The organism is Longibacter salinarum (assembly GCF_002554795.1).
Lineage (GTDB): Bacteria > Bacteroidota > Rhodothermia > Rhodothermales > Salinibacteraceae > Longibacter > Longibacter salinarum.
In genome coordinates this window covers 82772-96286 of the sequence record NZ_PDEQ01000009.1, presented here as the reverse complement: position 1 = coordinate 96286, position 13515 = coordinate 82772, and the positions used below count along the sequence as shown (strand labels likewise).

Sequence of the window (13515 nt, the reverse complement as noted above, 5' to 3'; positions counted from 1 at the left end):
TCTCATTTCTAATCCGAAAACAGAATGTACGTGACGATGATGAATCCCTCGATCAACCGAGCCTTCTATCTCATCCCGATGGTTGTCATGGCGCTGCTGATGGCGCCGGGCCAGGTTCAGTCGCAGCCGGCGACACCCGAAGACGCCGTTCATGCTCCGAGCGAGCTTGATGATCGTGCGTCCGCGCCGGGCGTCGTTTTTCTCGTGCGGACGCCGCAGCACATTCGCGCCGCCATCAAGACGGCGGGCGACCTGCAGGCGTCCGAGGCGCTCCAGGGCAAGCCCGTCGAAATCGTCGTGTGCGGGAAAGCGGTGAAGCACCTCGGGAAGGATGACGCTGTCGCAGAAGCCATTCGTACGGCCGAAGCAAGCGGCCCGGTGTCCGTCTTCGCCTGTGGAATGTCGATGGCCAACCTCGGCGTGGAGCGGAGCGACGTGATGTCGGAGGTCCGCGTCGTACCGAACGGCCTCGTCCACACCCTGGAGCGGCAGGCTGTCGGCTACCTGTCCGTCGACCTCTAAGTGTGCGTTTCCAGACCGACCCGCTCCCCTCGGCTTTTTGCCAAACTGACCTCAATTTCCAGCCCCCTCTTTTCCCATGGACGCCTCCCTTTCAACCGCCAGCTCGCACGCTGGTTATTCTCGCCATCCGATTGTCGACGGTCTATTTCGTGGCCTGTTCAGCCTGATCTTTATCGTTGCCGGGGCGGGTCACCTACTGGATCCCGAATCGATTGCCCTGCGCCTCGAAAATGCGCCGATGGGGTACCTGGCCACCTCTCTTCTGCCTTCGACCCCGATGGTTATCGCCGCAGGCGTCGCTCTGCTCGTCGGCGGACTGGCATTGCTCATCGGATACCGAACCCGGCTCTCCGCTCTGCTCCTCATGGCCGTCCTAGTCCCGATTACCATCACCGTTCAGATTGGCGCGCCGACGCTCGGACCGCTGTTTAAAAACATCGCCCTCTTCGGCGGACTCCTGTTCTTCGCGACAAATGGAGGCGGGGCTTACAGCATCGATGCGAGACAACCGCGTGCATAGAGAGCTTCGTTTAATCTGTGGTCTGGGTAATGAGAAGAGGCACGATGAGCCCCACGTTTTCTCGTTCGATCGGTACGCATGGCTGTGTTCGCGTTCTTGTTTGTCTTGTTCTGCTGGCGTGCGTGCCGCGTGTCGCCGTCGCTCAAAACCTGGTCGATCAGGTGAAGGTCGCCCAGTTGCTGGAGCAGGAGCGACAGGCGCTCGATGCGTTGCCAGAAGTGTACTATGACTACCACGTCTTCGGCGATGACGAAGCCAATACGGTTCGGGCGCGGCACCGCCTGTACGAGGATCTGGGGCAGGGCGACATCGCCTGGGGACGGATGCGCGCCCGAACGGTCGCGCTATTGAACCGCGTCGCGCTCGAGAGCGTGGCTCTCGGCGACACGCTCGTCGTGCCGACCCGCTTCGAGATCGACTTTCGTGCGTACGCGCCCTTTCCGCGCTACTATCCCGGCGGACGCGCGATCGACAAGGTGCTCGTTCTACATAAAGACGTGCAAGGGTGGGCCGCGTACAAGTACGGAAAGCTCGAGCGCTGGGGGATCGCGAATACGGGGGCTCTGGAGACGCCCACGCCGAACGGCCGGTTTAACATCAATTGGAAGGCAGAGAAACGCCTCTCTTCCGAAAGCCCAGCGGACGAGGAGTGGTGGATGTACTCCGTGATGAATATCCATCACCAGCGCGGCATTCACCTGCACCAGTACGCCATGCCGACTGGCGCTCCGACGAGCCACGGCTGCGTGCGCCTCGTCAACAGCGATGCCGAGTGGCTCTACGCGTGGACGGACGCGTGGACGACGACCGAGGGCCGCGAGGGCATCGCCTCCGCGCGCGGCCAGCTCATCCATCAGGGAACGATGGTGCTCATCCTGGGCGAGGAAGACACCGGCAACCCCCGGCCGTTCCGCTTCGAACGGCGCTACCCCGTCCTGGAGCGCGTGGAGCTGCCACCCGTTCCCTGCAATGTGCCGCCGGGGAGCCCACAGCAAAAGCGCCGGGCCTGCGGGGCGGAATAGGCCGCTGGGAGCAAACATTTTACCTCCACGTCTTCGAGGCGATCGCGTTTGCTCGCAGAAAATCCGTCCGCTGGAGCCCCCTCATATGGTGCCGATAAGAGCCGCTCGATTGATGGTTCGGTCGTCGGAAGGCCACATTCGGGGGCGCTATCGAACCACCGTCAGCCTCTTTGTGCGGACCTGGCCGTTGCCGGTGAGGCGAAGGAAGTAGGTGCCGGGTGCAAGATCGTTGGTGCGAAGCTGCACCTTCTGTCGGCCCACGCTTGAGATCGGCAGCGCTTGCACCTGCCGTCCGAGCAGATCGTACAGCACGAGGCGGGCGTTCGCAACATCATCCGGGACGTTGAGCCGGGCGGTGGCCTGCCCCTGTGCAGGGTTGGGGAACGTCCCGAGGAGCTTCAGCGACGTAGCCTCTGCACGGCGGACCTGAATCGCAGAAGAGTATGCCGACGTGCCGTCCACGTCCACCTGTTTCAGTCGGTAAGAGAGGGTTGTGGCATCGTACGGAAGGGAGGTGTCGTCGAACCCGTAGCGCTGCGCCGTTGTCGTCGTGCCCGCTCCGCCCACAGTGCCGACCTGCACCCAGTCCGTGGACGCGCTCCGTGAGTTTGTTGCGTCTTCGCTGACGGATGGGGCGTCAGTGAGGATGCGGCGCTCAATCTCGAAGCGGTCGTTGCCAGTTTCTGAGAGAGTTTGCCATTCGATCGTGACGCCTGTCTCGGTTGCCTGCGCAGAGAGGCCTGCCAGCTCAACCGGCAGGGAGGTTGCATCGACAGACAGCGGCAGGTCGTTGAAACTCGTCGCGGCCGATCCATTGAGGCTTGTTATCTCGCCCCCCGTAAATGCCAGTGCTGATTTGTCTGCGAGCGTTAGAGCGATGGGCGTGTCCGGAGCATCTGGCTGCACATCCACCGCGACGAGCAGGTACGTAGCTGTGCTTGTCAGATCCGTTGTGAACCCGGAAAAGTCGAACGTCGCCGGGGCGTCGGTTTCATCGATCGAAAGGACGACCAATTCGTCGTCTGTCGTGGGATCGAGGCTGGGGTCGGCCGATGCGTAGAGCGTGGCGCCCGTCATGCCTGCGGTGCCCACCGCTGAGTTGCTGATCGTTACGCCCTCAAGCGAAACGCCGTCCGTACTTGCGCTGAGTTTGAGGAGGCCAAGGAGATTGTCGTCTGTGCCTGGGTCGATGTTGGGGGTGAGACTGAGTCCTGCACTCGATCCATCAGTGATTGAAAGATCCGGTACTTCCGTGACGGTCAGGACGAACGAGGACGTCGCCGTCGCCGTGGCTTCGTCTTTGGCTTGCACCGTGATCGTAGCGGTTCCGCTCTCGTTTGGCTGCAGGGTGAGAGTGAGCTGTCGTTGTTCGTTGTTGACGGAAGCATCGACGAGGGTCTCATTGTCGTTGGATGCGAGCGACAATTCGAGGTCCGCATTCGGGGTTTCCGGATCGGTGAATCTACCGGACAGGTCGATCTCGATGGGCGGGTCGTCTTCGATTGCCGACTGGTCCGTTAATGGTGTGGCGACGGTCGGTTCGATGTTCGGATCAAAGTTGAAGACGTAAGCCGATTCATCCGCATAAGTAGAATAGATATCTCTTGGTTGCCCGACGGCCAGCAGGTCACCATGTATTGACACCGATCGTCCAAAATCGTCATAATCTAGAGGGTCAACTCCCCGTACGACGCCGGTTTCCTTCCAGGTATCGTCCGGATGTCGTTCAAAGATATATGCTGCGCCGGTATTCGATCCTGCCCCATTTTCGTTGTTCAGACCATCCTCTAACGGGGCGCCCACGGCCAGGCGGTCTCCATCGATGGTCACGGACGAGCCGAAACGATCATATTCTTCAGCGTTCGAGGCTCGAAGTTGTTCGGTTAGCTGCCAGCTGTCGTCCGTCTGACGTTGAAACACGTACACAGCGCCAGCAGCGAAGACTCTGGGATCCTGAATGTCTCTAGCGTTAGATCCGACAATGAGCCAGTCATCATCGATCGAGACGGCCCCTCCGAATCTATCGTAACTTTGGGCATCGGGGGCCCGCAGGAGTTCTTTTTCTTGCCACGTGCCGTTCGGCTGTCGCTCATAGACGTAAACCGCTCCGACCCCCCAGGTACGGTCGTCTGGGGACTTCTTTTCCGGGGCGCTGACGACGAGTCGGGTTCCGTTCAGCTCCACCGATTGCCCAAACTGTTCATCGTCATCGGGATCCGACGATCGCAGGACCTCTGTTTCCTGCCACGTGCCATCTGATTGCCGTTCGAATACGTATGCTGCCCCCGTAAGGGTAAGAGGATCCGGTCCGTCCTCATACTGAGCCCCAACAACAACTCGCTCGCCGGAGATGGACGCCGACAACCCGAAGGAGTCCCCATCGCCGGCATTTGAGGCACGAAGGATAGCGGTTTCGATCCAGCTACCATTCGCCTGACGTTCGTATACGTACGCGGCTCCGGCAGTGGTACCTGCTCCGTCTTCATTCGGCGCACCTACGACGATCCGGTCGCCGCTTATATCCACAGACGAGCCAAATTGGTCGACTGGACCCGCATTGGAAGCACGCAGGATACTCGTTTCTAGCCAGGTGCCGTCCGGTTGCCGTTCGTATACGTACGCCGCCCCGGCAGCGGGGATTTCGCTATCCGGTCCACTATCTCTTTTCACGCCGACGACCATCCGACCCTGGTCTAACGCGACGTCCTCTCCAAAGTCGGTGCTTACATCGTCACTAGAGGCTCGCAGAATCGCTTCCTGGACGGGTTGAGCTTCGGCCGCGCGGGGAGAAAGGACAGACAGAAAAAGCAGAAGAGCAAGCAGGTATGCGAGTCGGTGCCGTACGACGGCAGGGAATCCGGGGGGCATGAAGACGATGCGTTGGGGGTAGAGGGGGGATGGGGGAGCTGCGAATACCGCTTGAGTACACTCATCTTTCCGGTTCGTGCGTGACCGGAGTCGAATCTCGCTACTGTGTGTCCGTCGTACGCAGACGTTCAATGGAGGGCGTCCTGGCGAGAGAGCACGTTCGCAGCAACGGGGCGCCCCTGATTGCGCTCAACGCAGTGACGGCTAATAGAGTGACGCACAGTGGAAAGAGCGGCGTAGCAGTTGCGACCGAGACACCGGGAGCCTGATCATAAGCTTCGGGCTCTACATTCCACTTACGATATTCAGGGTCAGACCCTATCATTTTTCGGTTAATGCCCGGCTCGTGTGAGGCACAACGTCTTGCGGGCGGACCCAGGAGGAGGATTAGCCCGAAGTCGATGGAGCAAAGCGTGCGGATTCTGCTGCCGCTTCTTCAATCTGCGCCGCGATCCACTCGGCCTCTGGATGGTCGGTGATCATCTGTGCAGCCGTCACGCGGTCGTCTGTCATGCCAAATCGCCTCCAGTAGTCCTCCCACGAATTGCCTGTTGGCGGTCGTCCTCCCGACACGGTTCGGACGATCTTACGAAGAATGGGACGTCGATCCTCCGGTCCTTTGACGGGGCGACGACAATCGAGGAAGAGTCGGTACGCATTTCCGCCTGATGTGACGAGGTGGGCTGCCTCCAGGGCGTCGCAGGGGATGACCGTTTCGGTCTCGCGTCCGATGATGCCCGAACGCACGCGAATCGATCCATCCTCGACGGTGATCAAACTCCGATAGGTAAGGTAGCTCAGCATTCCCCAGATAGACGCACATCCAAATATACCGAGGAGGATCGACACAAAGATGCCTCCGTGGAGCGCGGCGAGCACGGTGAGCGGTACGAAGAACAGGGCCATGACGGTCATGAGTAAAGCGACCCACGGACGCCGCGCACGGCCGAAGGTCACGGTGAGTCGTCCTGGATGGGGACGGTCAAGCGTAATCCCCCGGCTCAACGAGCTCTGCGCAGTGCGCTCCTGTACATACTCGCGATAGGCCTCCACGGGGGCCGTCCCATCGTCCACGACCGGAAACACCGGGATCTCCACGACCGAGCGATAATCGATGCCCGGCATCGCTGCTGATGCTTCGACGGTCCACATGTACCGGTTGGCGTTCTTCTTCGCCGTCGAGGGGGGCGGGCCATCCGGAATGTCAAAGACAACCGGCACGTCCACCGTTTTGCCGTTCGATGTTGACATCGGGACCATTCGCTCCTCGTCGCGCCACAAGAGCACGTGATTGGTCTCGAGGTTGCCCTCGCTATCGCGGGTGATGCGTCGGCGGTAGCACGAGAGCTTGACCGTAAAGCCGTCGTCCGGTGCATCTCCGCTCTCAACACCGGTATGGAGCACACCGCAGAGTGGACCACCAAGGACGCCGGGCAGTGTATCCATCTCAAAGCTCGTTGGGCCAAACCGTGTCGCGCGACGCATCCGGTAGGTCGCAATCCCCACCATAAGGAGCCCGGACGCGCTGCACATGACCGTCAGCGGCCATTTTTCGGGGTTTGCGATGCCGACGGCGACGCCAATGACGATGAAGAGGAGTCCCCCACCAAAAATAACCCAGTTGTTTTTGTCCTCAATGCTTCCCTGGTGGGACGTGATGGTTTCATCGCGCCATTCGGCCCGACGTTCCCACGGGCGCTCGTCCGGACCGAGGCGCGGAGTCGGCTCCGGCTCGTCGTTGTCACCATCGATCGAATCGGGCGAATCACCATCGTGAACGCCAACCGACGCATCGGTATCTGACATCTCCGGCGCATCCTCGCCATGCGTTACGACGGACTCACGCTCCCCGGCTTCGCGATCGGTCGCGGGTACTGAGGTGGAGTTCTCAGGCGTCGATGCATCAGGTTTCGCCGGGTCGGACGTCTCCGCTTCCTGTTTTCCCGCGCGGCGCCATACATCGCGCCAGAGATAGAACAAGAGACCGACGCCAAGGCCGGCTGTCGCCAGAGCGATGCTTCCCCAAACCGCGACGTTCTTGGCCGTGACGTGGTCACCATAAATCAGGATGACGGCACACAGTCCCGAAAACAGCAATAGAGGAAGTGCTACGAGGTGGCCGCATCCGAGCTTCACCCACTGATTCATGTCATCGTATCACATTGGAATGTTGTTGAATGGTACACCCTGGGTCGAAGCTCATCCGACGCGTCTCGATCCGAATACGAACCATTGGGCGTCCACGCGACGACAGTATAGCTCATATTTGCATCATACGCGTAAATATGGACCATAGGACATCTGCACATCTTCGGACACATGACGATCCCCTTGCTGTATTCCGCGCGTCGGATACCGATGCCCAGCTGCAGGCGCTATGGGACGCGATCAAACCCCGAATGGGGTGTCATTGCGTTCTGCCAGGATCGTCCAACGATGCGGCTTGCGGGAGCGGGGTTGCGGTCTCACCGGGGACAGGGCCGTTGCCGTAAGGGTCGAACTGTAGGCTTCCCACAGCTCAGTAGGCCAATCTAAGTTGGGAGGAAGAGGGTCAGGAACGAAGCCTTTCGTGATGCCCCAACCGCTGGACAGCGTAACGTGCATCTCTCCAGTCGCCTGATCACTAAAGTCTTTAACCAACATGGCGTAGCAGCGGAGGCTAGAAAATTTTAATGGGCTGAACCTACTTTAAAATATATGCCCTCATAATTTAATGACCAGCCTGTCGTTAAAGCAATCCGGCGTTTTCTTTAACTGATTTAGGCTAGCCCAGGGATATGCAGCTCAGCATATAGGCGTTAATTTTTAGAACACCTGCCGATTGACCCAGGTGTGCCGACGACTGCGGCAACAGGTGTTTGCATAATTTCGCTTCTACCGAGTCTCCTCTGACCACACACGTCCCATCCATGCCCCCCGATCTCGTGCCGCAGCTCCGCTCGACGTTGCCTCCCGTGCTTGCAGATGCCGGTGAGGCGGCTGGCCAGCGAGCCAATTCTTCGACTGGCTGGTGACCGGGTAGGTCATCACGGACAATCCGGCTGCGCTCGTCCGCCCTCCAAAGCTGGTGGTCGAGTCGGAGAAGACGCCGGTGGCTCACCGCAAGTGAGAGAGGAGGGCTGATTGATTCCGTCGTCGAAGAGGCCTCAGGCGTTGCCCAGCTACGTGATCGAGGATAAGAATATTCTATTTCCGACCGGGCGAATTTCGGGGAAGCCTACAGGAGCGCTATTGGGTGCGGTAAAGGAAAAAGCCAGAGCGGTCGTGGCCGCCCTGGCTTCTGGTCGAACACTAAGGCTGCCTGGCTACTTCGAGGCCACGTTCACAGACTGCGCTTCGATCAGCGTGTCGCGAAAGTCTTTTACTGCGGCGCGCTCTTCAAAGCTGACCAGGTACTGAAGCTCTTTGTTTGGGGAATTGCCGAGGAGCATCCGGGCGGTTGGGCCATCCGGCGTATGCGACGCGATGAAGCGAAGGGACGAGGTCCACTCCACGACATTCTCGCTCACGCGCTCGATGTCTTGCTCCGGCGCATGCGTGAACTCGTAGAAGACGGCCTCCCCGTCCTGAACCGACTGGTCCCACTGAGACAGCGCCTCGGCGAGTCCATCGATGAGAGTCTCAACTGTCTCTCCTGGGAGCGGGACAGAACGACGCAGGTTGGCAGATTCAATCGCGTAGCCGGACATGCTTCCACTCGACTTCGGGGCGAGGAGCACGTACTCCACTGGCGCTTCCCCTTGATTAGCGAGTTGCCGATCTCGAGCCTTTAAGACGATAAAATCTCGCTTGCTTGCGTTCTCCTCCGGCCCAATCACGAGCTCCATGCCCGTCGCCGTCGAGGACGCACTATACGGAATCGACGCGGTGGAATGGTAGGCGACGAATTTCGGCTGGCACCCGGCTAGAAGGAAAAGGGCCGCGCCCAAAACAGATACAATAAGGGAGTTTCGAAGAGGGGTGTTCAGTGGCAAAACAGCCATACAGATGCACGTACAGGAAGAGAGTTGGCTACTAAAGGCAGCGATTCCGCTGCCTACTACACTGTAAAGTAATGAATCACTCTCTAAAGTGCGTGCAAATATTTACACCGAGACCTGGCCGACGAGTTCGTGTTATTGAGTGTATAACACGTGCGACTATGAGCATGACGGTTCTACTCAGGGTGGGCGCGCTGAGCGATTGCACTGACCCACCGAATGCTTCGTCCGCCCGCGTCTCCGGAGGTCCAGATCTCGCGAATCGTAAGAGGTGTATGGTCTTTAAGAAGCGTCTGCAGCTTAGGTTGGGTCATATCCGTGAATCGTCGGCCGCTGGCCATGCGCTCCCCCTCGCCCTGTTTAAACGACATGTAGAACACTCCCTCCTCCGCCATCCACCCTGCAACTCGTTTTAGCATGTCCGGGAGAATGTGCTCGGGGAGATGTAAAAGCGACGCCGAGGCCCAAATGCCATCGAACGGCTGGTCCGGCTCAAACGTCTCGATACGTTCGTGCCGGACGGGTTGGCCGATCCACTCCGCTGCGATGCGGGCCATCTTCTCGGAGGCGTCCATGGCGGTCACGGTATATCCCTGCTCGATGAACGCTCGGGCGTCCCGCCCGGAGCCGCAACCGACGTCTAAGATGTGTCCGTCGCCGCGTACATATGTCAGAAACCGGTCCTGAACCGGGCTCATGTCGACCGAGCGAGTCGCCTCCGCATAGGTGTCTGCCCGGGCGTCATACCAACGAATCGTCGTGTCTTGTGAGTCGCCCATCTTCAATGCTCGAATGAGATGTGAGGCAACGCGGTCTACGTATGATCGAACCCGTCTCCAAATTCCTCGGGGGGCACGTGTGCGGCTGATAGTCGGTCGCCGTCCGTAAGATGTCTTGCAGAAACGTTTGTCGCTTCCGGGGTGTGGTTCCGGTTTGTCGCTTCAGCGTCTCGCGAAGCGGGTGGTGGCTCTCGATGAGGAAATCGTTGCGCCCAGCGAGGCGATCGAGATACCGGGTTTCGGGGATCCGGTCGGATTTTCCGGTCACCTGTCTTCCCAGCCCGCTATTACACTGAGGGCAGCTGAACACGAGATTCTAGACGCCGTCCAGGTAGGCCTTGGGAAGGTACCGGTCGAGGGCCTTAGGAAAGAACGCAACGTAACCGCGGTTAGTGCGAGCGACATTTTGAGCCTCGCTTGAAACGTGAACATGCAATACAAACCACCAAATAGGCAAAGCCTCTGACGAGCTCTTGCGAGCCAGCAGAGGCTTTTGTTGTGCCTATGTTTTGCCTCGTTTGTTCTACGTTTTGTAAACAAGGCACGTAGCGCAAATATAAGTGGGCCCGGCGGGACTTGAACCCACGACCGATCGATTATGAGTATGACCACTTACCCCCCCCAAATCCGTCGCGTAAGCCGATGAAGAGACGATGTTTCTTCATCTAAATCAAAGGCTTACGCCTATTTTACGCATTCAGGTGCTGTGGCAGAGACGTGATGTCCAAACAGATCACTGAGTCAGTGGTCTTGGAGTGAGTAAGGGGCCTTGTGGTGAGCAAGCCAGACATGGCGGTCAGTTCAAAGCGTATCCGGATGCCGTCAGGTGTAGAGCTATTTTATATTGTTGCTTAGATGTGGAATACTTCCTTCACCCATTCTGGCTCTCGCTTCGTACCATAGGGACCATGAATTGTCTGGAAGCAGCCCTTGCTTTCAACTTCACGATTAAGGTCCGTAAGAAGCCAATCGATGTAAACCTTGCCGTCGTGAACCTCCTTCACGACACCCAGAGCTTTGATCGTGATTGTTGAGGCGCCACGTCCCCGCATCGCCTTCACGGCGACTCGGTCACCGGCCTTCATTTGGTCTCTTTTGGCTGCAAACGCCGGTTTTTGTTCGTCGCTATACCCAACTTCCCAATAGCCCCGACGGTAAAAAGCGTCGGATTTGTCATCTCCACTCCAGTTCGCGCCGACGAGCCAATAGTTGTGATTTGTTGTCATGCTGGGGGCTTTCTGTGAAGGGCACTATAACGAGTAGCGCTCACCGGCGGGGGCAACACCACGACTCGACGTGAGCACATGCGACACTAATATATTTCAAAGCGCATACCGACACCGTCTGGTACAGCGCCTTGTTATATGGTTTTAACTTACACCTTCTCACGGCTTGAGCCAGTCTCTATCTGGCCGTGCCAGTTGACGTGCGTTGTTGTAGGCCCAATCCAGAGGAAGGCAAGTCGATGCACGATAGAAAGCACCTTTGTCTTCAACTACCAGAGCTAGGTCTGCAGCGTTAGGGTTTGACAAGCAGAGAGGCAGCAAGATCTGAATTCTACCCTGGTGGTACTGGGGAACGGCTGCCTTGTAGTTCCGCTTCGCCCTTTCAATTGCGTTATCTATTGTCCCTTTCAGAAACGTCTGAAGCTGAAAAGTGCTCATCGAGTCGTAAGGCTCAGGAAATCGATCTCTATTATCACGAATGATGTGCTCAACGTTGACTCTGATTTCCTTCCGAGTATCAAGCACTAGAGAAGCCGGATCGTCATAATAGTGCGCCATTGGCGGAAGCGTAGAGAAGCCGTTCAGCTTCCAGTCGCCTTTTCTTATCCACCCTTGGAAGTGCCAAGGCACATCAACGTCCTGCATGCGGTTCTGGTCTGAGTAGCAAAAGATAGGCTCTTGGCTTTCAGTAACTAAGCCTGTGTTGAATACAATCGAGCCACCATTATCTGCGACAACAACTTTGTCTTCCTCAGCAAGCCTTCTGTAAGTGTACTTAACATAGTTGTACAACACAGGCATAGACTTTTCCGAATCCTCCTGTCGCTCTTCATTGACGTAGTGCCAAACCTCATCCTCTGCCAATTCCGCTAGATCATTGAAAGCCCCTTCAACGTTCGGAATAAAAATGAGTTGATGAATGTCGTTAGGCCATGTGTTACTCATCTTGTTTAAAGTATTATTAAGTGATTAAGACACAGTATAGCGCATGGTGATCACCGGCAATGGACAGGCGAGTGGCGAGGTGTAATGTTATCGGAGGACCGACCTAACTGCGAGCGACCGTAAGAGACGTTACTGCCCCATCGTCCTGTGCAGCACCGGGTTATGCGGACCTGGCTATGCTCGTGGCAACCCCAATTTCTCTCTATAGTGGTTAAACCAGCTAAGCTCTTCCTCTGAAAGTCCGGGGCGTCTGAATTTCCAACCCTGAGGACTTTTTTCGGGCCAATAGATGATCTCGCTGTCTGCTACTACGTGGGTGAGCAGCCGATCTATGTCAGGTTCGCCACGTCTTCCGACCGGCTGGCGGATTCTGTCGTTGTACTCTGGCAACAGGTACGGGCGCTCTAGCCCAAATCCCAAGACGGTCATCTGGCGCGTGATGGCTTCTGTCAGCTTCTCAAGACGCGCAACGGGAAGAGGAGCCGATGTCCTCGGATCTGTTCCATCGACACGCGCTGTTCTAAGGTGAGCCAGGTAAGAGTGACGAAGATCCCTGACGCTCTCCTCGGCGGCTCCAACAACTTGCTCGAAGTCTGAGGCGCGCACTAGGTCTAGGAACGCCTCTTTGAGTTCGCTGTGGTCGTGAGGTCCATCCTTCCTGATGTTCGCTGCGATCTGATTTTTCAGACCTCTGATTGTCAGAAAATCCCTTCCGGTGTCAACAGCGATGCGCCAAATGCACATCAGCGCGGCTTGGTAGAAGGTGAAGAATACCTCTCTTAGAAATGTTGAACGATGGGGTGGGCAGAACAGGTCTATAGGAAACTCTGAAACCTTGCCGTTGATGTACATGCGATTAACCAAAAAGGTCACCTGCTGCCAGAGGGCGTCATATTTAGTCTGGTAGTCAGCAACCCACGATGGGTCAAGTATCTCATCCTTCGGCAGATCAGTCAGTCTCATCAGTTTAAGTCGCGGGAGTCTATATAACGGCTTGGCCATCACCGGCCGAGGGCACGCCAGCGATCAGTCGAAGTGATTGTCTTTCAAGGTAGCGTACCAACAGCCTACGCGCATCAGCCCACGTTCCGGGTGCATGGCGTTGTTATGCTGAGTTGTTGGGTCCCGAAAAAACACTACCCGAGTTCATCGATCAACTCCCCAAACGAGATGTTTTTGCTGTTGGCCGATGTCAGCTTGCCAGCACCATCCCACTTCCGTACATCGAGGCGGATATTCTGATTGCGTATTTCCACAGACACCTTGACTTTCCCGCCACCCTCTGAATCTGATTCTTCAGTCACTCGGACTATGTGGGGAAAGTCGTCCTCTAATAGATCTTTAGCATCTTGCTCATTAATCGAGATGTCCATCGCAGCAAGAAGGTGTAATTAAAGGTAGCTCGAACAGCAGTGCTTGCTCACGGCTGTGCTCTGTATGAGATATCTACTTCAGAACGAGTTCGCATAGAATGGTGAATCCTCTTCATGTAATATGCCGAACGATTCCGTCGAAGTCAATAAGAACAAAGCACATCTGGGACACTGACAAGAGATTCCGCAATACTGCGATGTCATGGATCACCTTAAGTTAGAGGCCGGTTTCGGAGTCATGCGCTGATGAATGGGCCCACCAGTCGTGGCGGATAAAATC

11 protein-coding genes are annotated in these 13515 nt (G+C 57.2%); 3 read left to right on the top strand and 8 right to left on the bottom strand.

The genetic code is table 11. The annotated features are described in order from the left end of the window. Positions 1-36 precede the first annotated feature (36 nt). The 3 genes from CRI94_RS15540 to CRI94_RS15530 all read left to right on the top strand — a co-directional run bounded on the left by CRI94_RS15540 (position 37) and on the right by CRI94_RS15530 (position 2064). On the top strand, positions 37-522 hold the full coding sequence (locus tag CRI94_RS15540) for a DsrE family protein (RefSeq protein WP_179862351.1): 486 nt from the start codon (positions 37-39) through the stop codon (positions 520-522). A 76-nt stretch (positions 523-598) separates the two neighbouring features. Further along, positions 599-1042, top strand: coding sequence for a DoxX family protein (locus tag CRI94_RS15535; RefSeq protein ID WP_098077994.1), 444 nt, complete (start codon positions 599-601; stop codon positions 1040-1042). Positions 1043-1086: 44 nt separating this feature from the next. Continuing rightward, a complete protein-coding gene (locus CRI94_RS15530; RefSeq protein WP_098077991.1) occupies positions 1087-2064 on the top strand; it encodes a L,D-transpeptidase in 978 nt (325 codons plus the stop codon). A 147-nt stretch (positions 2065-2211) separates the two neighbouring features. Here the strand turns inward: CRI94_RS15530 and CRI94_RS15525 are convergent, their stop codons facing one another. From CRI94_RS15525 to CRI94_RS15485, 8 genes are all read right to left on the bottom strand, one after another. Continuing rightward, positions 2212-4932 (bottom strand): T9SS type A sorting domain-containing protein, encoded by a 2721-nt coding sequence (locus CRI94_RS15525; protein WP_098077987.1) that lies wholly within the window; start codon positions 4930-4932, stop codon positions 2212-2214. 387 nt (positions 4933-5319) lie between these two features. Next, a complete protein-coding gene (locus tag CRI94_RS15520; RefSeq protein ID WP_098077982.1) occupies positions 5320-7080 on the bottom strand; it encodes a YdbT family protein in 1761 nt (586 codons plus the stop codon). A 1157-nt stretch (positions 7081-8237) separates the two neighbouring features. Further along, positions 8238-8915: a hypothetical protein gene (locus CRI94_RS15515; protein WP_143815444.1), complete on the bottom strand. Its 678-nt coding sequence runs from the start codon at positions 8913-8915 to the stop codon at positions 8238-8240. A gap of 173 nt (positions 8916-9088) precedes the next feature. Further along, a complete protein-coding gene (locus CRI94_RS15510; protein ID WP_098077974.1) occupies positions 9089-9691 on the bottom strand; it encodes a class I SAM-dependent methyltransferase in 603 nt (200 codons plus the stop codon). A gap of 851 nt (positions 9692-10542) precedes the next feature. Next, positions 10543-10917 (bottom strand): hypothetical protein, encoded by a 375-nt coding sequence (locus CRI94_RS15500; RefSeq protein ID WP_098077968.1) that lies wholly within the window; start codon positions 10915-10917, stop codon positions 10543-10545. A 159-nt stretch (positions 10918-11076) separates the two neighbouring features. After that, the gene (locus CRI94_RS15495; protein ID WP_098077965.1) at positions 11077-11862 is read right to left on the bottom strand and encodes a DUF3825 domain-containing protein; all 786 of its coding nucleotides are present in this window, start codon (positions 11860-11862) and stop codon (positions 11077-11079) included. Between the two features lie 174 nt (positions 11863-12036). Then, a complete protein-coding gene (locus CRI94_RS15490; RefSeq protein WP_143815443.1) occupies positions 12037-12825 on the bottom strand; it encodes a hypothetical protein in 789 nt (262 codons plus the stop codon). Between the two features lie 173 nt (positions 12826-12998). After that, positions 12999-13235, bottom strand: coding sequence for a hypothetical protein (locus tag CRI94_RS15485; RefSeq protein WP_098077959.1), 237 nt, complete (start codon positions 13233-13235; stop codon positions 12999-13001). Positions 13236-13515 lie beyond the last annotated feature (280 nt).